General features: G+C 70.3%; 20 protein-coding genes. 10 read left to right on the top strand and 10 right to left on the bottom strand.

Going from position 1 to position 21099, the window contains the following annotated elements; translation table 11 throughout:
• Positions 1-22 precede the first annotated feature (22 nt).
• The 4 genes from fghA to AAG688_RS16535 form a co-directional block, all read right to left on the bottom strand.
• Positions 23-856: an S-formylglutathione hydrolase gene (fghA, locus tag AAG688_RS16520; RefSeq protein WP_411833281.1), complete on the bottom strand. Its 834-nt coding sequence runs from the start codon at positions 854-856 to the stop codon at positions 23-25.
• A 135-nt stretch (positions 857-991) separates the two neighbouring features.
• Positions 992-2104: an S-(hydroxymethyl)glutathione dehydrogenase/class III alcohol dehydrogenase gene (locus AAG688_RS16525; protein WP_411833282.1), complete on the bottom strand. Its 1113-nt coding sequence runs from the start codon at positions 2102-2104 to the stop codon at positions 992-994.
• A 28-nt stretch (positions 2105-2132) separates the two neighbouring features.
• Positions 2133-2408 (bottom strand): formaldehyde-responsive transcriptional repressor FrmR, encoded by a 276-nt coding sequence (frmR, locus tag AAG688_RS16530; protein ID WP_411833283.1) that lies wholly within the window; start codon positions 2406-2408, stop codon positions 2133-2135.
• 60 nt (positions 2409-2468) lie between these two features.
• The gene (locus tag AAG688_RS16535; RefSeq protein WP_411833284.1) at positions 2469-3833 is read right to left on the bottom strand and encodes a glutamate--cysteine ligase; all 1365 of its coding nucleotides are present in this window, start codon (positions 3831-3833) and stop codon (positions 2469-2471) included.
• A 192-nt stretch (positions 3834-4025) separates the two neighbouring features.
• Between AAG688_RS16535 and AAG688_RS16540 the strand changes: the two genes are divergently transcribed.
• On the top strand, positions 4026-4742 hold the full coding sequence (locus AAG688_RS16540; RefSeq protein WP_411833285.1) for a VIT1/CCC1 transporter family protein: 717 nt from the start codon (positions 4026-4028) through the stop codon (positions 4740-4742).
• Between the two features lie 40 nt (positions 4743-4782).
• Here the strand turns inward: AAG688_RS16540 and yihA are convergent, their stop codons facing one another.
• Positions 4783-5424: a ribosome biogenesis GTP-binding protein YihA/YsxC gene (yihA, locus tag AAG688_RS16545; protein ID WP_411833286.1), complete on the bottom strand. Its 642-nt coding sequence runs from the start codon at positions 5422-5424 to the stop codon at positions 4783-4785.
• Positions 5425-5631: 207 nt separating this feature from the next.
• Here yihA and AAG688_RS16550 point away from each other — a divergent pair, with 207 nt between their 5' ends.
• The 5 genes from AAG688_RS16550 (at position 5632) to AAG688_RS16570 (ending at position 8875) form a co-directional block, all read left to right on the top strand.
• A complete protein-coding gene (locus AAG688_RS16550; protein ID WP_411833287.1) occupies positions 5632-6438 on the top strand; it encodes a c-type cytochrome in 807 nt (268 codons plus the stop codon).
• Between the two features lie 104 nt (positions 6439-6542).
• Complete coding sequence (locus tag AAG688_RS16555; RefSeq protein ID WP_411833288.1) at positions 6543-7181, top strand: thiol:disulfide interchange protein DsbA/DsbL; 639 nt, start codon at positions 6543-6545, stop codon at positions 7179-7181.
• Between the two features lie 80 nt (positions 7182-7261).
• Positions 7262-7528, top strand: coding sequence for a hypothetical protein (locus tag AAG688_RS16560; RefSeq protein ID WP_411833289.1), 267 nt, complete (start codon positions 7262-7264; stop codon positions 7526-7528).
• Positions 7513-8064, top strand: a complete 552-nt coding sequence (locus tag AAG688_RS16565) for a thiol:disulfide interchange protein DsbA/DsbL (protein ID WP_411833290.1) — start codon at positions 7513-7515, stop codon at positions 8062-8064. The genes AAG688_RS16560 and AAG688_RS16565 overlap by 16 nt, the downstream gene beginning before the upstream one ends.
• Before the next feature lie 10 nt (positions 8065-8074).
• Positions 8075-8875 (top strand): endonuclease/exonuclease/phosphatase family protein, encoded by an 801-nt coding sequence (locus tag AAG688_RS16570; protein WP_411833291.1) that lies wholly within the window; start codon positions 8075-8077, stop codon positions 8873-8875.
• Positions 8876-8962: 87 nt separating this feature from the next.
• Here the strand turns inward: AAG688_RS16570 and AAG688_RS16575 are convergent, their stop codons facing one another.
• On the bottom strand, positions 8963-11869 hold the full coding sequence (locus AAG688_RS16575; protein WP_411833292.1) for a TonB-dependent receptor: 2907 nt from the start codon (positions 11867-11869) through the stop codon (positions 8963-8965).
• A gap of 145 nt (positions 11870-12014) precedes the next feature.
• Complete coding sequence (locus AAG688_RS16580; protein WP_411833293.1) at positions 12015-12833, bottom strand: sulfite exporter TauE/SafE family protein; 819 nt, start codon at positions 12831-12833, stop codon at positions 12015-12017.
• 51 nt (positions 12834-12884) lie between these two features.
• On the opposite strand from AAG688_RS16580, the gene AAG688_RS16585 reads away from it, so the two are divergent.
• Positions 12885-14828, top strand: coding sequence for a transglycosylase SLT domain-containing protein (locus AAG688_RS16585; protein ID WP_411833294.1), 1944 nt, complete (start codon positions 12885-12887; stop codon positions 14826-14828).
• Between the two features lie 105 nt (positions 14829-14933).
• On the opposite strand, the gene AAG688_RS16590 is transcribed toward AAG688_RS16585, so the two are convergent.
• Positions 14934-15272 carry a helix-turn-helix domain-containing protein gene (locus tag AAG688_RS16590; protein ID WP_411833295.1) on the bottom strand — a complete coding sequence of 113 codons (339 nt, stop codon included), beginning with the start codon at positions 15270-15272 and terminating at the stop codon, positions 14934-14936.
• A gap of 182 nt (positions 15273-15454) precedes the next feature.
• On the opposite strand from AAG688_RS16590, the gene AAG688_RS16595 reads away from it, so the two are divergent.
• The gene (locus tag AAG688_RS16595) at positions 15455-15865 is read left to right on the top strand and encodes a hypothetical protein (RefSeq protein WP_411833296.1); all 411 of its coding nucleotides are present in this window, start codon (positions 15455-15457) and stop codon (positions 15863-15865) included.
• 232 nt (positions 15866-16097) lie between these two features.
• Positions 16098-16562: an FLgD tudor-like domain-containing protein gene (locus tag AAG688_RS16600; RefSeq protein ID WP_411833297.1), complete on the top strand. Its 465-nt coding sequence runs from the start codon at positions 16098-16100 to the stop codon at positions 16560-16562.
• Between the two features lie 48 nt (positions 16563-16610).
• Here AAG688_RS16600 and AAG688_RS16605 read toward each other — a convergent pair whose 3' ends face one another.
• Both AAG688_RS16605 and acs read right to left on the bottom strand, forming a co-directional pair.
• Complete coding sequence (locus AAG688_RS16605) at positions 16611-17276, bottom strand: response regulator transcription factor (RefSeq protein WP_411833298.1); 666 nt, start codon at positions 17274-17276, stop codon at positions 16611-16613.
• A 164-nt stretch (positions 17277-17440) separates the two neighbouring features.
• The gene (gene acs / locus AAG688_RS16610; RefSeq protein ID WP_411833299.1) at positions 17441-19384 is read right to left on the bottom strand and encodes an acetate--CoA ligase; all 1944 of its coding nucleotides are present in this window, start codon (positions 19382-19384) and stop codon (positions 17441-17443) included.
• A gap of 323 nt (positions 19385-19707) precedes the next feature.
• Here acs and AAG688_RS16615 point away from each other — a divergent pair, with 323 nt between their 5' ends.
• Entirely contained in the window at positions 19708-21087 is a 1380-nt protein-coding gene (locus AAG688_RS16615; protein WP_411833300.1) for a DcaP family trimeric outer membrane transporter, read from the top strand.
• Positions 21088-21099 lie beyond the last annotated feature (12 nt).

Raw genomic sequence — 21099 nt, forward strand, 5'->3', positions numbered from 1 at the left:
ACGTCGCTCCCACAGAGGTGGCTCAGCGCTTCAGCGCGGCGGCATGGTGGGCGATGTGCTCGCCGATGAAGCTGGCGATGAAGTAGTAGCTGTGGTCGTAGCCGGGCTGCAGCCGCAGCGTCAGCGGGTGGCCGGCGGCTTGTGCGGCGGCCTGCAGCAGATGCGGCTTGAGCTGGCTGTCGAGGAATTCGTCGGCATCGCCCTGATCGATCAGCAGCGGCAGCTTTTCCTGCGTCATGGCCACCAGTTCGGTCGCGTCGTAGCGTTTCCATGCCTCGCGGTCGTCTCCCAGGTAGGCGGAAAACGCCTTGTCGCCCCACGGCGCCTGCGACGGCGCGGCGATCGGCGAGAACGCCGACACGCTGCGGTAGCGCCCGGGATTGCGCAGCGCGATCACCAGCGCGCCATGCCCGCCCATCGAGTGCCCGCTGATGCCGCGCGCATCGGTCGCGGGGAAGTTCGCCTCGATCAGCGCGGGAAGCTCTTCCGCGACGTAGTCGTACATGCGGTAGTGCGCAGCCCACGGCGCCTGCGTGGCGTTGACGTAGAAGCCGGCGCCCTTGCCCAGGTCGTAGCCCTCGGCGTCGGCCACGTCGTCGCCGCGCGGGCTGGTGTCCGGCGCGACCAGGATGAGGCCGTGCTCGGCGGCATGGCGCTGCGCGCCGGCCTTGGTGATGAAGTTCTGCTCGTTGCAGGTCAGGCCGGAGAGCCAGTACAGCACCGGCAGCCTCGCGCCGGTCTGCGCCTGCGGCGGCAGATAGACCGCGAAGTTCATGGCGCAGCCCAGCACCTCCGATTCGTGCCGGTAGACGTCCTGCCAGCCGCCGAAGCAGGCGCGGTGTTCGATGCGTTGCATTCTGGAATTCCTCTGCAAATCCCCGCCCCTACGAAGGCGAGCGTGCTCGAAGGGCGGATGGGGGAAACGGGCAGCGGCAGGCCTTCCGGCTTGCCCCCGCCCCGACCCTCCCCCGCTGGCGGGGGAGGGAGCGCATCATCGATAGTGGACGACGCTGCGGATCGACCTGCCCTCGTGCATCAGGTCGAAGGCGGTGTTGATCTCCTCCAGCGGCATCGTGTGGGTCACGAACGGGGCCAGTTCGATCTCGCCCTTCATCGCGTCCTCGACCATGCCCGGCAGCTGGCTGCGGCCCTTCACCCCGCCGAAGGCCGTGCCCATCCACTTGCGGCCGGTGACCAGCTGGAACGGGCGGGTGGAGATCTCCTGCCCCGCGCCGGCCACGCCGATGATCACGCTCTGGCCCCAGCCGCGGTGCGCGCATTCCAGCGCCGCGCGCATGACGTTGACGTTGCCGATGCACTCGAACGAATGGTCCACGCCCCAGCCGGTCATCTCCACGATCACCTGCTGGATCGGCTCGTCGTGATCCTTCGGGTTGACGCAGTCGGTCGCGCCGAACTCGCGCGCCAGTTCGAACTTGGACGGGTTGGTGTCGATGGCGATGATGCGCCCGGCCCTGGCCTGGCGCGCGCCCTGGATCACCGCCAGGCCGATGCCGCCGAGTCCGAACACCGCCACGCTGTCGCCGGGCTGCACCTTGGCGGTGTTGTGCACCGCGCCGATGCCGGTGGTGACGCCGCAGCCGAGCAGGCAGACGTGCTCGTGATTGGCTTCGGGATTGATCTTCGCCAGCGAGACCTCGGCCACGACGGTGTATTCGCTGAAGGTCGAGCAACCCATGTAGTGGTACAGCGGCTGGCCGTTGTACGAAAAGCGCGTGCTGCCGTCGGGCATCACGCCCTTGCCCTGGGTCGCGCGCACGGCCACGCACAGGTTGGTCTTGCCCGACTTGCAGAACAGGCACTGCCCGCATTCGGCGGTGTACAGCGGGATCACGTGATCGCCGGGGGCGACGCTGGTCACGCCCTCGCCGACCTCGACCACCACGCCGGCGCCCTCGTGGCCGAGCACGACCGGGAACAGGCCTTCCGGATCGTCGCCGGACAGGGTGAATGCATCGGTGTGGCAGACGCCGGTGTGGGTGATCCGGATCAGCACTTCGCCGGCCCTGGGCGGGGCGACGTCGATCTCGACGATCCGCAAGGGCTGGCCGGGAGCGAAGGCGACGGCGGCGCGTGATTTCATGGCATGGACTCCTGGGAGGGAAGGACGATCAGCGCAGGTACGAGCGCACCAGCGCCACGGCATCGTCGATGCCGGCTTGGCGGCGCGCCGGCGAGGCGGCGGCCTGCGCCAGTTCCTCGCGCAGGTGGCTTTCCAGCACGCCGGACATCAGCCCGTTGACCGCGCCGCGGATGGCGGCGATCTGCTGCAGCACCGGCCCGCAGTCGGCGCCGTCCTGCAGCGCGCGCTCGAGCGCGTCGACCTGCCCGCGCAGGCGGCGCACGCGGGCCAGCACGCGTTTCTTTTCCTCGGGCGAATGCGGCATCGGGCAGCCCCGGCTGGATACTGGGGGGCAGTATACAGCAGCGGTGACGCCGGCTTGCGTTTAGTAGGCGAACTCGCGGAACACGCGGTCGATGTCGCCGTTCCATTCGCCGTGGAACAGCGCCAGCTTGCGCTCGGCCGGGGTCTGGCCGGCCTCGACGATCTCCACCAGCGGATCCAGGAAGCCGCTCTCGTCCACGCCGCGGCTGTTGTGCACGGCGCGACGGCGCAGGCCGGCCACTGAGATCTTCAGCGCCTGCGCGGCCAGGTCGCGCACCGTGCCGCCGCGGAACGGCAGCTTCAGCGCGTGCTTGGGCACGCCGTCGCGCAAGGCATGGCGCTCTGCCATCGTGAAGTCGCGCACCAGGTCCCACGCCGCATCCAGCGCAGCATCGTCGTAGAGCAGGCCGACCCAGAACGCCGGCAGCGCGCACAGCCGGTTCCACGGGCCGCCGTCGGCGCCGCGCATCTCCAGGAACTTCTTCATCCGCACTTCCGGGAAGGCGGTGGTCATGTGGTCGGACCAGTCGCCCAGGGTCGGCAGCACGCCCGGCAGCGCGGGAAGTTCGCCGCGCAGGAAGTCGCGGAAGCTCTGCCCGCTGGCATCGACGTAGACGCCGTCGCGGTAGGAGAAGTACATCGGCACGTCGAGCAGGTAGTCGACGTAGCGCTCGTAGCCGAAGCCGTCCTCGAACACGAAGTCGAGCATGCCGGTGCGATCGGCATCGGTGTCGGTCCAGATGTGCGAGCGGTAGCTGAGGTAGCCGTTCGGCCTGCCTTCGGTGAACGGCGAGTCGGCGAACAGCGCGGTGGCGATCGGCTGCAGCGCCAGCGACACGCGGAACTTCTTCACCATGTCCGCTTCGGTCGCGTAGTCCAGGTTGACCTGCACCGTGCAGGTGCGCGTCATCATGTCCAGGCCCAGCGAGCCGACCCTGGGCATGTACGACTTCATGATCCGGTAGCGGCCCTTGGGCATCCACGGCATCTCCTCGCGCCGCCACTTGGGCTGGAAGCCCATGCCGAGGAAGCCCAGCCGCAGTTCGTCGGCGACCTGGCGCACCTCGTTGAGGTGCGTGCCGACCTCGACGCAGGTCTGGTGGATGTTCTCCAGCGCCGCGCCGGACAGTTCCAGTTGCCCGGCCGGCTCCAGCGTCACCGAGGCGCCGTCCCTGGACAGCGCGATTACCCGGCCCTTCTCCTCGACCGGATCCCAGCCGAACCGGGTCAGTCCCTTCAGCAGCGCCTCGATGCCGCGCTCGCCGTCGAAGGTCGGCGGGCGCAGGTCGTCCAGGCGGAAACCGAACTTCTCGTGCTCGGTGCCGATGCGCCAGTCGGCGCGCGGCTTCTCGCCGGAAGCAAGGTAGGCGACCAGTTGCGCGCGGTCGGTGATGGGCGTGTCGGCGGTATGGCTGGGACTCGACAAAGGCGGTCTCGCGAACGGCGGGGGGACCGGTCAAGGCCCGGCGCAGGACGCAAACTATAACGGACGCCCCCGGCCGCCACGGCGCCACGGGCGGCCTGCAGTATTCCATCGCCGCCGCACCGCCCTGCCTCGCGGCAGCGATAGTGGGTCTCAATTCGTCATCGCAAAACGCATGGGGCTAGGCTTTCGCCCATGCCTCACCTGTGCCTGCACACCCTCAGCCGCCATCCCGAACGCCACCGCAGCGGTCGCGCCGGCTGGCTGCGCGCGGCGATGCTGGGCGCCAACGACGGCACCGTCTCGGTCGCCGGCGTGGTGGTCGGCGTGGCCGCCAGCGGCGCCGGTGCCGAGCTGGTCCTGGCCACCGGCGTGGCCGCGCTGGTGGCCGGGGCCATGTCGATGGCCGCCGGCGAATACGTGTCGGTACAGTCGCAGGCCGACACCGAGGCGGCCGACCTGGCGGTGGAGCTGCGCGAACTGCAGACCGAGCCGCAGCAGGAACTGGCCGAACTGGCGCACATCTACGTGCAGCGCGGCCTCAGCAACGGGCTGGCCTGGCAGGTCGCCGAGCAGCTCACCGCGCACGACGCGCTGGCCGCGCACGCCCGCGACGAACTGGGCATCACCGAGACGCTGCGCGCGCGCCCGCTGCAGGCGGCGCTGGCCTCGGCGGCCGCCTTCATCGCCGGCGCGCTGCTGCCGCTCGCCACCGCCGTGCTGGCGCCGGAAGCGCGCGTGGCCGAGGTGACCACCCTCGCCACCCTCGCCGGCCTGCTGCTGTCCGGCGCGGCCGCGGCCCGCATCGGCGGCGCCCCGCTGTTGCGCGGCGCGCTGCGCGCCGGCTTCTGGGGCGCGCTGGCCATGAGCGCCGCGCACTTGATCGGCAGCCTGTTCGACGTGGCGCTCTAGCAAGCTCCTGGAAAATCCGCCTGCGCGGATGACGGGCCTTTCAGGGATCCCGGGAAAGCCTGGACGAGGACGGCAACGCCTGCGCCAGCCCCAGCCAGCCGGCCACCACCGCGCGCGCCTGCTCCACGCCCTGCTTCGACTCGCCGGAGAAGGTCTGCACGCCGACGCTGTCGCCGTAGGCCGAGAACAGCTCGCGCCGCACCGCCTGCAGGGCGTTGGCCTGCTGGCCGCGGCCGAGCTTGTCGGCCTTGGTCAGCAGCGCGTGCGCCGGCAGTCCGCGCTGCACCGCGTAACCGAGCATCTGGCGGTCGTAGTCCTTGAGCGGATGGCGGATGTCCATCACCACCACCAGCCCCTTGAGCGCCTCGCGCTCGCGGAAGTAGCGGTCGATGAAGGCCTGCCAGTGCGCCTGCAGCTCCTGCGGCACCTTGGCGTAGCCGTAGCCGGGCAGGTCGACCAGGCAGCGACCCGGCTGCACCTCGAAGAACACCAGCTGCTGGGTGCGCCCGGGGGTCTTGGACACCCGCGCCAGCGCGTTGTGGCCGGCCAGCGCGTTGAGCGCGCTGGACTTGCCGGCGTTGGAGCGGCCGGCGAAGGCGACCTCGTGGCCGCCGTCGGGCGGCAACTGGCCGGTGTTGTGCGCCGAGAGCAGGTAGCGGGCGGCGTTCAGGGGATTGGACATGCCGATAGCATGGCATGGCGTGGGCCTGGATTCGGGATTGGGATTCGGGATTGGGGATTGGGATGACGAGCATGGACGATGGCTCCAATCCCGAATCCCCAATCCCTGCCCCCGAATTTGACCACCCACCCGGCCCGCGACGATAATTGCCCGGTTTCGCGGTCGCCATCCGGCACCGCCTCGTTCAAGGGTTTACGGAGCTTTAGCATGCGCCACGCTCGCGTCATGGGACTCGCTGGACTGGCCATCGTGGCCGTCGCCGCGGTCGCGTTTGCACAGACGAACACCGAAGCTCCCGAGGCGGCCGCGGCCGCCGAGGTCACGCCGGTGCCCGACAACGCGCCGGTGGAAACCGCGCCGCTGGAGATCGACCTGGCCAAGACCACCTGGGGCGACGCCAAGGCCGGCCAGACCGCCGCCGCCGCGTGCGCCGCCTGCCACGGCATCGACGGCAACTCGGACAATCCGATGTACCCGCGCATCGCCGGCCAGAGCGAGCGCTACATCGCCCACCAGCTGGCGCTGTTCGCCTCGGGCAAGCGCAACACCGGGCTGGCCGCGGTGATGGCGCCGTTCGCGCAGATGCTCAGCGCGCAGGACATGCGCAACGTCGGCGCCTTCTACGCCACCCAGAAGTCCGGCGCCGGCCTGGCCGACGACAGCGTGGTCGCCGACGGCGGCCCCTACGACGGCATGAAGTTCTACGAGATCGGCCAGAAGCTCTACCGCAGCGGCGACGCCGGGCGCGGCATCCCGGCCTGCCTGGCCTGCCACGGCCCGTCCGGCGCCGGCAACCCCGGCCCGGCCTACCCGCACATCGGCGGGCAGATGCAGGACTACACCGTGCGCCGCCTGCAGGAATACCAGGCCGGCATGCCGGATCTGGCCGGCGATCCGCTGGTCAAGGTCATGTCCGCCGTGGCCAAGCCGCTGACCGAGCAGGAAATCCAGGCGCTGGCCAGCTACATCCAGGGCCTGCACGACCGCGCCGACGACGTGGCCGCGGCCCCGTAATGAACCTGGCCGCCCGCGGGCGGTCCAAGTCACCGCTCCTTCATTGCGCCGGCCCGATCATGGCCGGCGTTTCTTTTTGTGGAACCCCGATGGAGATGCCCGCGATGAAATCCCGCCTGTTCGCCCTGCTGCTGCTCCTGCTGCCGGCCGTGGCCCTGGCCGCTCCCGACGCGCCGCAGGCGGGCGTGGACTACGTGGAGATCCCCGACGGCAAGCCGTTCGCGCCGCTGGCCGGCAAGGTCGAGGTGGTCGAGGTGTTCGGCTACACCTGCGTCCACTGCGCGCACCTGGAACCCACCCTGGCCCAGTGGAAGCGCAGGCAGCCGGCGCACGTGCGCTTCACCGCGGTGCCGGCGGCGTTCGGCGGCTACTGGCTGCCGTATGCGCGCGCCTACTACGCCGCCGAGTCGCTCGGCGTGCTCGAGCGCACCCACGCCCAGGTGTTCAAGGCCCTGCACGAACAGCAGCTGCTGCCGATCCAGAACGCCTCCGCCGACGAGATCGCCGACTACTACGCCAGCCTCGGCGTGGACCGCCAGCGCTTCATCGACGCCCTGCGCAACCCGGCGCTGGAGGCTAGGCTGCAGCGCTCGCGCGAGTTCATGGCCGCCGCCGGCGTCGAGGGCACGCCGACGCTGATCGTCAACGGCAGGTACCGCGTCATCGGCGGGCGCAACTTCGACGAGGCCCTGCGCATCGTCGACCAGTTGGTCGCGCGCGAGCGCGCGGCGGCGCGACGCTGAAGGCGTCGACGCTCCCGTCCCGCCATCCACGGCATGATGTCCCTCCCGCCTTCCCCTCCTTCCCGTTTGGAGTCCGAACGATGAAATCCCGTTTCGTCCTGGCGCTGTCCCTGCTGCTGCCGCTGCTGGCCGCCTGCAACAAGTCCGAACCTGCCGCGACCGAGCCGGCGGTGCCGGTCACCCAGCAAGCCCCGGCCGGCGAGGCCCCCGCCGCCGGCGAAGCGCCGGCGAGCGAGCCGGCCGCCACCGAGCCGGCTCCGCCCCGGCCGAAACCGCCGCCGCGACGCCGGCCGAGCTGCCGCCGCCCAGCGGCCCGGCGCCGGTGGCCGGCGTGGACTACCTGGTGATCGACAACGGCCAGCCGTTCGCGCCGCAGGACGGCAAGATCGAGGTCGCCGAGGTGTTCGGCTACACCTGTGGCGGCTGCGCGCAGTTCGAGCCGGTGGTCAGCGCGTGGAAGCGCCGCCTGCCGGCCGACGTGCGCTTCGTCCCGGTGCCGGCCGCCTTCGGCGGCTACTGGGTGCCGTACGCGCGCGCCTACTGGGCGGCCGAGACCCTGGGCGTGGTCGACAAGACCCACGACGCCATGTTCAACGCCGTGCACGTCCAGCGCAGCCTGCCGGTGCAGGGCGTGACCGCCGAGCAGTTCGCCCAGTTCTACGCCGGGCACGGCGTCGATCCCAAGACCTACGCGGCCACCTTCAACAGCTTCGGCATCGAGGCCAAGCTCAACCGCAGCAAGCAGTTCGCCATGCGCAGCCGCATCGAGAGCACGCCGACGATGGTGGTCAACGGCAAGTACACGGTCAGCGTGGGCGACAGCTACGAGAAGATGCTCAACACCGTCGAGCACCTGATCGCGCAGGAACGCGCGGCGCGCTGAAGCCCTGCCGATGACGAACCCGGGCACGCCGCAAGCGCCGCAGTCACCGCTGCAGACCCGCCGCCTGCGCGTGCTCAGCGCCAACATCCAGGCCGGCTCCAGCACGCGCCGCTACAGCGACTACTTCACCCGCAGCTGGTCGCACGCGCTGCCGGCGGGCAACAAGCGCGGCAGCCTGGACCTGATCGCGCAGCTGGCCGGCCAGCACGACATCGTCGGCCTGCAGGAGGCCGACCCCGGCAGCCTGCGCTCGGGCTTCACCAACCAGACCCACTACCTGGCCGAGCGCGCCGGCTTCGACTACTGGAGCCACCAGCCCAACCGCAACGTCGCCCGCGTGGCCGGCAGCGCCAACGGCTTGCTCAGCCGGCTGGAGCCGGTCGCGGTCAGCGATCATTCGCTGCCCGGCCGCATCAGCGGGCGCGGCGTGCTGATGGCGCGCTTCGGCGAGGGCCGCGAAGGCCTGACCGTGGCGGTGGCGCACCTGTCGCTGGGCGCCAACTCCCGCCACTCGCAGCTGTCCTTCATCGCCGAACTGCTGTCCGACCATCCCAACGCCGTGCTGATGGGCGACTTCAACTGCCTGCCGGATCGCCCGGAGATGGAGACGCTGTACAAGCGCACCCGCCTGCAGCCGCCGCAGTTCTGCGTGCCGACCTTCCCGAGCTGGCGGCCGCAGCGCGCCATCGACCACATCCTGATCAGCGCCGACCTGGTCGCCAACGACGCCCGCGCGCTGCCGGCGGCCAATTCCGACCACCTGGCCCTGGCGATGGACATCGACGTGCCGGAGGCGGCGCTGCGCGGTTGAGCGCAACCGCGGCCCCGCCGCCCGCCACGCACAGGAAGAAGCCGGCTTGCGCCGGCTTCCCCTTTTTCGCGTGGCGGCCCGCCGCGGTCAGAACTTCAGGTCCGCGCGCAGGTACCAGAAGCGTCCACCCGGGATGTCGTAGGTGGACGGGTCGTAGCCGTTGAGCGAGCACGACAGGCAGATCGGCGGATCCTCGTCGAACACGTTGTTGAGGCCGGCGGTCAGCTGCAGGCCCTTCATCCAGCCGAAGCGGTAGCCCAGCTGCACGTCGTGGTAGGTGGTGGCGGCCAGGGTGTTGGTGCCGGTGGCCGGGTCGCTGCACACCGGGAAGGCGACCGCGTCGCCGCAGTCCTCGCTCAGCTCGTCGACGTGGCGCAGCGACCACGACGCGTTCCAGTTGCCCTGCCGCCAGTCCAGCGTCGCGGTCGAGGTCCATTCGGGGATGGCGCTGTCGTTGACCTCGATGCCGGGCGCGCGCGGCTGCCGCGTGCCGCCGGCGCCGACCGCCTCGTAGCGGGTGACGAAGGTGTTCTGCCAGGCGATGCGGAAACGGCCGGCCGCGGTTTCCGGCAGCGCCCAGCTCAGGTCGACGTCCCAGCCGTCGGTCTTGATGTAACCCAGGTTGACCAGCCGGTTGTTGAAGCCGTTGATGCCGCCGGTGGAGGCGCGGGTGATGCCGTCGCAGTACTGCGCTTCGAGCGTGGCCACGCACAGGTCGAGCTGGGTCTGCGCGTCGATGGCCTGGATCGCGCCTTCCAGGTCGTGCCGGTAGAAGGTGACCTCGAAATCCAGCCGGTCCGACCACGATGCGCCGCTGGCGAAGCCCGGGCTCCATACGAAGCCGGCGCTGAAGCTGCGCGAGCGCTCCGGTTCCAGATCCGGATTGCCGCCGGTGGTCACCGAGATCTGCGAGTTGGCCTGCTGGTAGCCGGTCGGCACGCCGAGCGCGGCGCAGTTGCTGGCGCTGCCGCGCGGCGGGGTGCCGCCCAGGCCGATCGAGCAGGGATCGGAGATCTGCAGGTCGGCGCGCGCGGCCGAGCCGAACAGTTCGCCGATCGCCGGCGCGCGGAAGCCCTCGGCGAAGGTGGTGCGCAGCAGGAACTCGTCGGTCACCTGCCAGCGCAGGCCGTACTTGGGCGTGAACTCGCCGCCGAAGGTCGAGTAGTCCGAATAGCGGCCGGCGAGGTTGAGGTTGAGCTTCTGCCCGAACGCGCTGTCGGCGAGGATCGGCACGTCCAGTTCGACGAACACCTCGTTGACGTCGTACTCGCCCGAGGTCGGCAGCGACGGCACGCCGTTGTAGTGGCCGCGCACGGTCAGCGGATCCGGGCTGTACGAGCCTTCGTACTTGCGGTACTCGTAGCCGGCGGCGAAGGCCAGCGCGCCGGCCGGCAGCTCGAACAGATCGCCGCTGAGGTTGGCCGAGGCCAGCATCAGCCTGTTCTTGCTGCGATCGCGCACGACCGGCTGGATCCACGCCAGCATCGGCGCGGTGATGGTGCCGGGGCCGCCGAAGATGTTCAGCGGCACGCAGCCGGCCACCGCCGCGCAGGCGGCCGGATCGCCCAGCGCCAGCGCGATGTTGTAGATGTTGTAGCTGCCGTAGTTGGTCTGCTCGGCCTCGTTCTCGCTCCAGGCCGCGTTGACGTCCCAGAACCAGCGCGCGTCGGCGAAGCTGCCGCTCAGGCCGGTGGCCAGGTAGCGGGTGTCGACCTCCTGCTCGAACACGCGCGCGCCGCCTTCCACCGGGCGGCGGCCGATCATGATCAGGTTGTCGGCCGAATCGAGATCGAAGCCGAACGGGTTGTACGGGTTGAGCCGGGAAATAAAGATGTTGTCGGCCAGCGGGTTGCCGGTGCCGGCGTCGGGGCCGAGGAAGATCGGCTCGGGCGCGGCCTGGTTGACCGACTCGCGACGGTTGGCCAGCGCCTTGGCGTACCACTGCAGGCCATCGCTGAGATCGAAGCGGAACTGGCCGAACACGCCGGTGCGCCTGGACGGGGTGACCAGCAGGTTGTACTGGGCGAAGTTGAAGCGGTTGGCGGTGGTGAAGCCGATGAAGTCGTCGGGATAGCTGACGCCGTTGGGAAACGAGGAGCCATTGGGCGTGGTGATGTTGCAGAACGCCACCGGCGGCGTGGCCGGATTGTCGTCATGGTCGGTCAGCGGACAGGCCGTGCTGGGCGTGGGCGCGATGAAGATGAAGCGGCCGTTGGGCGTGCCCGAGCTGCCGAAGGTCAGCCCGGTGCCCGGCGTCGGGAAGCTCGCCTGCTCGCGCGTGCGCGAATAGACCGGATCCTGGTCGGTATGGCTGGCGCCGAGGAACAGGCTGCTGCGATCGGTCGTATAGCCCCAGGCCAGGTCCACGCCCTGGGTGGTGCCGTCGCCCTCGCCATACTCGCCGTAGTTCAGCGTGACCTGGCCGCCGTCGAACGCGCGCCGGGTGATGATGTTGACCACGCCGGCGATGGCGTCGGAACCGTACAGCGACGAGGCGCCGTCCTCCAGCACCTCGATGCGCTCGACGATCGCCAGCGGGATGGTGTTGAGATCGGTCGCCGCGCCCACGCCGGAGGCGGAGGACTCGTTGACCCAGCGCACGCCGTCGACCAGCACCAGCACGCGCTTGGGTCCGAGGTGGCGCAGATCCACCTGCGCCGAGCCGGCGCCGACGCCGTCGCCGTTGGGCGAGAAGCCGAAGTTGCCGGACGAGTTGAAGCGGGTGTTGAGCGCCGAGCCGGAGCCGGTCAGCTCCTGCAGCACGTCACCGATGGAAGTCAGGCCGGAGCGCTCGATGTCCTCGCGGGTGAGCGCGTGGACCGGCACTTGGCCTTCCATCTCCGCCTTCTTGATGCGGGTGCCGGTGACCTGGACGCTGTCCAGGGTGGTGGGCGTGCTGCGGGCAGGCGCGTCCTGTGCGGCGGCCAGGCCGGGCAAAGCGAACAGCAGGCTGCAGTGAACCGCGGCGGCCAGCGGCCGAATGCGCAGTTTCATGTTCTCTCTCCTTAAGAATGGGTGGTGTCGGCCACGGCCCCCCTGTTCCTTTCTCACTGCTGCCAGCGGCCTGCGCTCCTTGTAAACAAATCGTAAAAACAGGGCAAGTCACGCCGCAACATGCGACGAACGTGCCGTCATCTCTTCACTTCGCTATCACGATACTGACTGCGACGAGGATCATGAAAAGCGCGAACACGCGCCGCAGCGCCCGCCCGCTGAGCCGGTGCGCCAGCCGCGTGCCCCAGGGCGCGGCCAGCACCGAGGCGGCGGCCACGCCGATCGCCGCCGGCAGGTAGACGTAGCCGATCGCGTGCGCCGGCAGCGCGCCGGCCGGCGCGTGCAGCGCATAGCCCAGCGCGCTGGCCACGCCGATCGCCACGCCGCAGGCGCTGGAGGTGCCGACCGCGCGCACCGGCGGCGAGCCCAGCCAGACCAGCAGCGGCACGGTCATGCTGCCGCCGCCGATGCCGACCACCGCCGACACCGCGCCGATGCCGGTGCCGGCGGCGGTCAGCGGCAGGCCGCGCGGCGGCGCGTCGCCCCGGCCGCCGTTGCGGACGCCGCCGAAGGCCATCTGCGCGCCGGCCAGCAGGCAGTAGCAGGCGACGATCCAGCGCAGCGCCGCATCGTCCAGCGCGACCGCGAAGCCGCTGCCCAGCCAGCCGCCGATCAGCAGGCCCGGCACCATCCACGCCACCGTCGGCCACATCACGCTGCCGCGCAGGTGGTGGGATCGCGCCGACGAGGCCGCGGTCAGCACGATGCTGGCCAGCGAACTGGCCAGCGCCGCGTGCATCGCCGCCTCGGCGGGAACGCCGTACAGCGGCAGCAGCCACACCAGCGCGCCGACCAGCACCAGCCCGCCGCCGATGCCGAGCAGGCCGGCGAGGATGCCGGCGATCACGCCCAGCAGCGGGAATATCCACACGTTGCTCCAGTCCATCGCGTCCCCTGTCGGCATGCGTCGCGCTTTCGTCACGGACGTTCATGCGCCTTCGGTATATTCCGGCGCATGTCCCGTTCCGCTTCGATCATCGTACTCGCTGCGCTGTGCGCGTTCGCCGCCGCGCCGTCGCGCGCGCAATCGCTGGAGGCGCAGCGCCCGCAGGTGCGCGCCGCGCTGGAAGCCGCCGCGCAGGGCCAGCCGGTCGATCCCGCGCTGGCCCGGCATCCGCTGCACGGCTGGTTGCAGTTCGCGCAGATGAGCCGGCGCATCGACACCGTGGGCGATGCGCAGGCGCGGGACTTCCTCAAGCGCCACGAAGGCCAGGCGGTGGGCGAGCAGTTCCGCACGCTGTGGCTGGCGGCGCTGGCGCGGCGGCAGGAATGGCGCACGTTCCGCGCGCACTGGCGGCCGCAGCGCGGCGCCGCCCTGCAATGCGCCGAGCTGAATGCGCGCCAGGCCACCGGCGCGCTGGACGAACAGTGGACCCGCGACGCGCAGGCGATCTGGCGCGGCGCGGCCCAGTCGCTGCCGGACGGTTGCGACCCGGTGTTCGCGCTGCTGGCCAGCCGCGGCGGGCTGCCGCCGGAACTGCGCTGGGCGCGCATCGACGCGGCCGCCGCCGAACAGCAGGGCGCGGTGATGCGCAGCGCGGCGCGCGGCCTGCCGGCGGCCGAGGCGGCGCTGGCCAACGACTACGCCGCCTTCATCGACGCGGTGCACCCGCGCGCGCTGAACTGGCCGCGCGGCGAGCGCAGCCGCAGGATGGCCGCGCACGGGCTGGCGCGGCTGGCCGGCAAGGATCCGGACGCGGCCGAGCGCCAGCTGCCGCAGTACGCGCAGGCGCTGGGCATGAGCCCGGCCGAGCAGGCGCCGGTGCTGTACCAGATCGCGCTGTGGACGGTGGCCTCGTACGGCCCGGACTCGGCGCGGCGGCTGGAGGCGGTGCCGGAATCGGCCTACGACGAGCGCCTGCACGAGTGGCGCGTGCGCGAGGCGATGGCGCGCGGCGACTGGCGCGCCGCGCTGGCCGCGCTGCGCAGGATGCCGAAGGCGCAGCGCGAGGATTCGCGCTGGCGCTGGTTCGAGGCGCGCATGGCCGAGAAGACCGGCGACAAGGCCGAGGCGCAGCGCCTGCTGCGCGAAGCCGCCGCCTCGCCCACCTTCCACGGCTTCCTCGCCGCCGACCGGCTCGGCCAGCCATACGTGCTGTGCCCGTGGAAGCCGGACGACGGCGCGCAGGCGCGCGCGGCGGTCGCCCGCGATCCGGCGATCGTGCGGGCGATGGAACTGTGGAAGCTGGATCGTCCCGGCTGGGCCACCGCCGAATGGAACGAGGCGATGGCGCGCTTCGACGACGCCCAGCGCCGCATCGCGGTCGGCGTGGCGCACGACAACGGCTGGTTCGATCGCGCGGTGTTCTCGCTGGGCAAGCAGCCCGACGAGCAGCGCCTGTACGAGCTGCGCTTCCCGCTGCACCACCAGGAGGCGATCCGCCGCGAGTCGGCCCGGCACGCGCTGGATCCGGCCTGGGTGGCGGCCGAGATCCGCGCCGAGAGCGTGTTCAATCCGCGCGCGCGCTCCGGCGCCAACGCGCGCGGGCTGATGCAGGTGCTGCCGACCACCGGCGCGGCCACCGCCCGGCGGCTCGGCATCGCCTGGGGCGGCGCCGACAGCCTGTACGACGCCGACACCAACATCCGCCTCGGCACCGCCTACCTGCGGCAGATGGAGGACACTTACGGCGTGCCCTACGTGGCCATCGCCGCCTACAACGCCGGCCCGGCGCCGACCGCGCGCTGGCAGTCGCAGCGGCCGAATTACGATCCCGACCTGTGGATCGAGACCATCAGCTACAAGGAGACCCGCGAATACGTCGCCCGCGTGCTCGCCTTCAGCGTGATCTACGACTGGCGGCTCAACGGCGACGCGCTGCCGGTGACCGACCGGATGCTCGGCCGCAACCAGGCCAGGCGGAAAGGGTTCACATGCCCGGCGACCGGGGGAGCCTGATTCCAGCCAGGTCCCGGCGAACTCGGGGAATCCCGCGCTGCGCCCGGCAGTGGCTTGTCCTGTGCCGCGGCAGGCCCGGCTACCGACGCCGGACCTCGCCTGCGATCAGTCGCCTTTGTCCCCCTTGCTCCCCTTGCCTCCCTTGCCCCCCTTGATCAAGCGGGAAGAGGTCAGGTGGATCTGGTGGAATTCCGCAATCAGCGCGGCCAGCCGGTCATCTTCGGCATAGAAGTAGGCGGTCGGCAGGTCCAGCACCTGCGCCAGGTGGGTCAATGTCTGATGGTCGGGCTGGTGTACGCCGGTCTCGTAGCGGTTGACCCGCGTGCTGGCGACGAATTCATCGATCCCGGCTTCGATGCCCAGGCTGCGCTGGGACAAGCCTTTGGCTTCCCGAGCTTGGCGCAGTCTTCGACTGTAGATCGGGACGTTGCGTTTGGCGGGCACGGAAACTTCCGACGGGATCGTAGAGCAAGCTACGAAAAGCCGGCTTGACTCCGATACTACGAATAACGTAGTGTCATCCCCGTGACGATGGATCCGCGGGGCGCTTCCGCCCGCAACGGGTCTGTCCAAGACCTGTATCGGCTTCCCGCGTCCCAAATGAAGGGCGATTCACCGGAGGATGAATGAACTTCCCGATACCGCCATCGGATGCGGATGCGCCGGACCCGGCCGGGGACGTCACGCCGCTGGTGCGGATACTGGAACTGCTGCAGGGCGAGGGCACGGGCCTGACCGATGCGTCCATCGCGCGGCTGCCGCCCGAGCACCTGGAACGGTTGGCCGTGGCCGCGCAGCGCAAGAGCCAGGACAGCCTGGACCTGCTGCGCTGCCTGTTGAATTGCGTCGAGATCATCCTGCGGCGCGAACCCGCCGAAACAGCCCGCGGCAGCCTGTTGAACCTCAACGGCCATCTCGCCGGCCTGCTGGAAGACCACGAGCGCTGGGTCGGCCTGCACGAGAACGCCGTCTACTACCGCGACCACCCGCAGGTGGCCGAACGGCTCGCCCGCTACTGGAAGAGGTCGTGGGCATGAGCGCGCAAGCCCGGACTGGACGGCGATGCCGGGAAACTGCGCCAACGTGACCGTGACCGTGGACGGGGCGGAGCGCTCCGCTCCCTTCCCGCCCTGCGCGCCCGCACAGGCCGACGGCAAGGCGGCGGGCGGGCCTGCGCGCGCCGGGGAGCCGGACGGCCCCCGGCCGGAGGGCGAAGGCGCCGCCGGACGCGCGCCGTCTTCAACCGTACAGGGGATATCCGAATTGAACATGACCGCGGCCGCACCCGCCAGCGTCCACAGCGACGACCAGGTGCTCAAGAGCGCCTTGCTGGTAGGCCATTCGGTGCTGCTGCCTTCGCAGAAGATCGCCCTGACCGGCAACGGCGCCGCCACCGGTTCGGTGATGGCCCGCGGGATGGGCATCGTCAACATCCAGATCATCGACGACTGCGGCGTGGTCGTGCGCAAGCTGGTGCTGGAGGCCGGCGGCAAGGGCGAGCTGCCGTTCTCCTGGGACGGCCGCAATGCCAGGGGCGACCAGGCGCCCATCGGCACCTACACCCTCAAGGCCATCCACGTCGCGAGCCAGGGCGCCAGCACCACCCTCGATACCTATGTCGACGTCAAGGTGGAGAGCGTGACCATCGGCACCGACGGCCTCTACCTCAACCTGCCCGGGCTGGGCGCCGCCTCGCTCGACTACGTGCTGCGCATCGGCAAGCCGGCGTTCTGAGCCCGCATCCCGCCGCCGGCGCCCAAGGGGTCCGGAGCCGCCCCTCGTTCAATCCTGCTCTTCCACCGGCAGCACGATCGCATCCGGCTCCACCATCAGCCAGGCCATCAGCACGGCCTGGGTGCGGTTGGTGACGCCGAGCTTGCGCAGGATGGCGGTGACGTGGGCCTTGATGGTGGCCTCGGACACGCCCAGGTCGTAGGCGATCTGCTTGTTGAGGCGGCCGGCGCCGAGCATCTGCAGCACGCGGAACTGCTGCGGGGTCAGCTCGCGCAGGCGCTGGGCCACCTCGTGCTCGTCGCGCGAGGTGGCCGGCGCGTTGTGCGCTTCCTCCGGCGCCCAGCGCTCGCCGTCGAGCACCGCGCCGATGGCCTGGCCGATGGTGTCCGAATCGGCCGACTTGGGGATGAAGCCGAGCGCGCCGTGGTCCAGCGCGCGGCGCATCACCGTGGGTTCCTCGCGCGCCGAGACGATCACCACCGGCAACTGCGGGTGCAGCGCGCGCAGGTGCACCAGCGCGTTGAAGCCCTGCGCGCCGGGCATGTTGAGGTCCATCAGCAGCAGGTCGGCGTCCGGATGCCGGTCCACCAGCGCGTACAGCGCATCGACGCTGTCGGCCTCGTGCAGCCGCACGCCCGGCAGCACCCGCTGCAACGCCCCGCGCAGGGCTTCGCGGAACAGCGGGTGGTCGTCGGCGATCAGCAGGGTGGGCATGGGTCGGGAGCAGGAGTGAGCGGAGAGGAGGAGAAGTGAGCGGAAGCAGGAGGGTAGGCCAGTCACCCCCCTGCAACAAGGAGAAAAGAGGGTGAATCACACGGCGCCATTGCCGTTGCTCACTCCTCACCCCTCTCCGCTCACTCCTGCTCCTCGCCCTTGCCTCACTTTACCTTGCGCTCGGCCACCAGCGAATCGACCACCGAGGGGTCGGCCAGGGTGGAGGTGTCGCCGAGCTGGTCCGGCGCGTTCTCGGCGATCTTGCGCAGGATGCGCCGCATGATCTTGCCCGAGCGGGTCTTGGGCAGGCCCGGCGCCCACTGCAGGTGATCCGGCGCGGCGATCGGGCCGATCTCCTTGCGCACCCACAGCACCAGTTCCTTCAGCAGCTCCTCGCTCTGCACCTCGCCGGCCACCAGGGTGACGTAGGCGTAGATGCCCTGGCCCTTGATGTCGTGCGGGAAGCCGACCACCGCGGCCTCGGCCACCTTGGGGTGCGAGACCAGCGCGCTCTCCACCTCGGCGGTGCCGATGCGGTGGCCGGAGACGTTGATCACGTCGTCCACGCGGCCGGTGATCCAGTAGTAGCCGTCCTCGTCGCGGCGGCAGCCGTCGCCGGTGAAGTAGGTGCCGGGATAGGTGCGGAAATAGGTGTCGATGAAACGCTGGTGGTCGCCGTAGACGCTGCGCATCTGCCCCGGCCAGGAATCGAGCAGGACCAGGTTGCCCTCCGCCGCGCCCTCGAGCGTCTTGCCTTCCGGATCGACCAGCGCCGGGCGCACGCCGAAGAACGGCAGCGTCGCCGAGCCGGGCTTGAGGTCGGTGGCCCCGGGCAGCGGCGAGATCAGGATGCCGCCGGTCTCGGTCTGCCACCAGGTGTCCACCACCGGGCAGCGGCCGTCGCCGACCACGTCGTAGTACCAGCGCCAGGCCTCCGGGTTGATCGGCTCGCCGACGCTGCCGAGCAGGCGCAGCGAGGCGCGCGAGGTCCTCTTCACCGGTTCCTCGCCCTCGCGCATCAGCGCGCGGATGGCGGTCGGGGCGGTGTAGAAGATGGTGACCTTGTGCTTGTCGATGACCTCCCAGAAGCGCGACACGCTCGGGTAGTTGGGCACGCCCTCGAACATCACCGAGGTGGCGCCGTTGGCCAGCGGGCCGTAGACGATGTAGCTGTGGCCGGTGACCCAGCCGACGTCGGCGGTGCACCAGTAGATGTCGTCCTCGCGCAGGTCGAACACCGCCTCGTGCGTGTAGGCGGCGAACAGCAGGTAGCCGCCGGTGGTGTGCAGCACGCCCTTGGGCTTGCCGGTGGATCCGGAGGTGTAGAGGATGAACAGCGGATCCTCGGCGTTCATGCGCTCGGGCTCGCATTCGGCCGGCTGCTCGTCGACCACCGCGTCGAACCAGCGGTCGCGCGGCATCTGCATGTCCACCGCGCCGCCGGTATGGCGCACGACCAGCACCGTCTCCACCGTCTGCGTGCCCGGCAGCTTGAGCGCGGCGTCGACGTTGGCCTTCAGCGGCACCTTGCGGCCGCCGCGCAGGCCCTCGTCGGCGGTGATGATCAGCTTGCTGCCGCAGTCGGCGACGCGGTCGGCGATGGAGTTGGCCGCGAAGCCGCCGAACACCACCGAGTGGATCGCGCCGATGCGCGCGCAGGCCAGCATGGCCACCGCCGCGTCGGGGATCATCGGCAGGTACAGGGTGACCCGATCGCCCTTGCGCACGCCCAGGCTGCGCAGCGCGTTGGCCAGCCTGCAGGTGCGCTCGTACAGCTCGCGGTAGGTGACGCCGTGGCTCTCGCCGTCGGGGCTGTCCGGCTCGAACAGCAGCGCGATCTTGTCGCCGCGCTCGGCCAGCTGGCGATCCAGGCAGTTGACGCTGGCGTTGAGCTCGCCGTCGGCGAACCAGCGGATGCGGAAGTCGTCGAGATCGTAGCTGACGTCCTTGACCTGGGTCGGCTCCTTGAACCACTGCAGCCGGCGCGCGGCCTGGCCCCAGAAGGCCTGCGGATCGTCGATCGACGCCTGGTAGTCGCGCAGGTAGTCCTCGCGGCGGATGCGTGCCTTGGCGGCGAATTCCGGCTTCACCGGATACAGATCGGTCATGGGGGAGCCCTCCCGGAGCTTGCGTTTGCGAAGATGCGATTCTGACGGCCGCCGGCGCGCATGCACATCGCCGCCGGAAGCCGTCCTGCCCGCAGTTTGCCGCATCCATGCTTGCGGCATCGCAGCAAGGCACTTAGACCTTGGTCGTAAAACCCCTCCCGCTCCTCCTTCCGAAAGCCCCTGCAAGCGGCTGATCCGGCGCCGCCATGCCGGCTTTCGGCGCGTGTTTCGACTAATGGCGAATAGGCGAATGCGGAGCGGACGCGCAAGTCTGCCGGCAACCGCGCTCCCTGGGCGCGGTCCGTGATCACCGGGAGAGGGTTATGAGCACACGTTTCGCAGCAATGTCGCGACGGCCCTTGGCCGCCGCGTTGTTCGTCGCATTGATCGCGCCGGGCCTGGCCTTCGCGCAGACCGCACGCGAGCAGGCACTGGAGGCGCGGGTGGCGGATCTGGAGCGGCAGGTGCAGCAGCTGCTGTCGGCGCAGCAGCAACAGCAGGGCCAGATCGCCGAGGCGCAGAGCCGGATCAGCGAGGTCAGCAGCGCGCAGCCGGCGGCGCTGCCGGCCGGCAAGCAGCCGATCCAGTCCACCACCATCCTGACCGCGGCCAATCCGGGCAGCACGTTCTCCTATGGCGGCTTCGTCAAGATGGACGCGATGGTCACCGACACCAGCGACGGCCGCATCGCCGACGGTTCCTCCGGCCGGCTGTTCTACGTGCCCAGCACCATCCCGGTCGGCGGCGCCAGCGCCGATGGCGGCGATGCCTATACCGACTTCCACGCGCAGTTCTCGCGCTTCTGGTTCAGCGCCGATCACGTCACCGGCAACGGCGACAAGTTCAAGGGCTTCATCGAGGCCGACTTCTTCGGCGGCGGCAGCAACGCGCTGGCCGGCAACGAGACCGCGACCAACACCTACGCGGTCACCCTGCGCCAGGCCTACGTGAGCTGGAACAACTGGCTGGCCGGCCAGACCTGGTCCAACTTCATGGACGTGGCGGCGCTGCCGGACGCGGTCGATTTCGTCGGCCCCACCGACGGCACGGTGTTCGTGCGGCAGGCGCAGCTGCGCTACAGCAGCGGGCCGTGGTCGGTGTCGCTGGAGAACCCGCAGACCACCATCACCGCCTACCAGACCGGCGCGCGCCTGGCCAACTCCGGCGACAACGTGCTGCCCGACGTCACCGCGCGCTGGACCGGCAAGGGCAGCTGGGGCCACTTCAGCGTCGCCGGCCTGCTGCGCCAGTTCAAGGCCGCCGGCCAGACCGAGAGCGGCGCGGCGGTCAGCGTCTCGGGCCGGTTCAACCTCGGCGCCAACGACGACATCCGCTACGCCGTCAACGCCGGCAGCGGCATCGGCCGCTACCTCGCCTTCGGGCTGGGCAGCGACGTGGTCGCCGACGCCGGCGGCGACCTCCACGCGCTGGACGGCTACGGCGCCTTCGTCGCCTGGCGCCATGCCTTCAGCCCCAAGGTCCGCACCAACCTGATGTATTCCGCCGCGCACTTCGACAACGACAAGGCCCTCACCGGCTTCGGCGTGACCGAGCGTTCGCATTCCTTCCACGCCAACGTGATCTATTCGCCATTCCCGAAACTGGATGTCGGCGCGGAACTGATCTTCGGCCAGCGCTTCCTGGAAGACGAGCGCGAGGGCGATCTCAAGCGACTGCACACGCACGTCAAATACACTTTCTAAAGGGAAGCACCC

Source organism: Pseudoxanthomonas mexicana, assembly GCF_046736355.1.
In the GTDB taxonomy this organism is placed as follows: domain Bacteria; phylum Pseudomonadota; class Gammaproteobacteria; order Xanthomonadales; family Xanthomonadaceae; genus Pseudoxanthomonas_A; species Pseudoxanthomonas_A mexicana_B.

Bases quoted from the DNA above. Each gene is read 5' to 3' on its own strand.
- fghA (WP_411833281.1), bottom strand. From the start codon at position 856: ATGCAACGCATCGAACACCGCGCCTGCTTCGGCGGCTGGCAGGACGTC.
- AAG688_RS16525 (WP_411833282.1), bottom strand. From the start codon at position 2,104: ATGAAATCACGCGCCGCCGTCGCCTTCGCTCCCGGCCAGCCCTTGCGG.
- frmR (WP_411833283.1), bottom strand. From the start codon at position 2,408: ATGCCGCATTCGCCCGAGGAAAAGAAACGCGTGCTGGCCCGCGTGCGC.
- AAG688_RS16540 (WP_411833285.1), top strand. From the start codon at position 4,026: ATGCCTCACCTGTGCCTGCACACCCTCAGCCGCCATCCCGAACGCCAC.
- yihA (WP_411833286.1), bottom strand. From the start codon at position 5,424: ATGTCCAATCCCCTGAACGCCGCCCGCTACCTGCTCTCGGCGCACAAC.
- AAG688_RS16550 (WP_411833287.1), top strand. From the start codon at position 5,632: ATGCGCCACGCTCGCGTCATGGGACTCGCTGGACTGGCCATCGTGGCC.
- AAG688_RS16555 (WP_411833288.1), top strand. From the start codon at position 6,543: ATGAAATCCCGCCTGTTCGCCCTGCTGCTGCTCCTGCTGCCGGCCGTG.
- AAG688_RS16560 (WP_411833289.1), top strand. From the start codon at position 7,262: ATGAAATCCCGTTTCGTCCTGGCGCTGTCCCTGCTGCTGCCGCTGCTG.
- AAG688_RS16570 (WP_411833291.1), top strand. From the start codon at position 8,075: ATGACGAACCCGGGCACGCCGCAAGCGCCGCAGTCACCGCTGCAGACC.
- AAG688_RS16575 (WP_411833292.1), bottom strand. From the start codon at position 11,869: ATGAAACTGCGCATTCGGCCGCTGGCCGCCGCGGTTCACTGCAGCCTG.
- AAG688_RS16580 (WP_411833293.1), bottom strand. From the start codon at position 12,833: ATGCCGACAGGGGACGCGATGGACTGGAGCAACGTGTGGATATTCCCG.
- AAG688_RS16585 (WP_411833294.1), top strand. From the start codon at position 12,885: ATGTCCCGTTCCGCTTCGATCATCGTACTCGCTGCGCTGTGCGCGTTC.
- AAG688_RS16595 (WP_411833296.1), top strand. From the start codon at position 15,455: ATGAACTTCCCGATACCGCCATCGGATGCGGATGCGCCGGACCCGGCC.
- AAG688_RS16600 (WP_411833297.1), top strand. From the start codon at position 16,098: ATGACCGCGGCCGCACCCGCCAGCGTCCACAGCGACGACCAGGTGCTC.
- AAG688_RS16605 (WP_411833298.1), bottom strand. From the start codon at position 17,276: ATGCCCACCCTGCTGATCGCCGACGACCACCCGCTGTTCCGCGAAGCC.
- acs (WP_411833299.1), bottom strand. From the start codon at position 19,384: ATGACCGATCTGTATCCGGTGAAGCCGGAATTCGCCGCCAAGGCACGC.
- AAG688_RS16615 (WP_411833300.1), top strand. From the start codon at position 19,708: ATGAGCACACGTTTCGCAGCAATGTCGCGACGGCCCTTGGCCGCCGCG.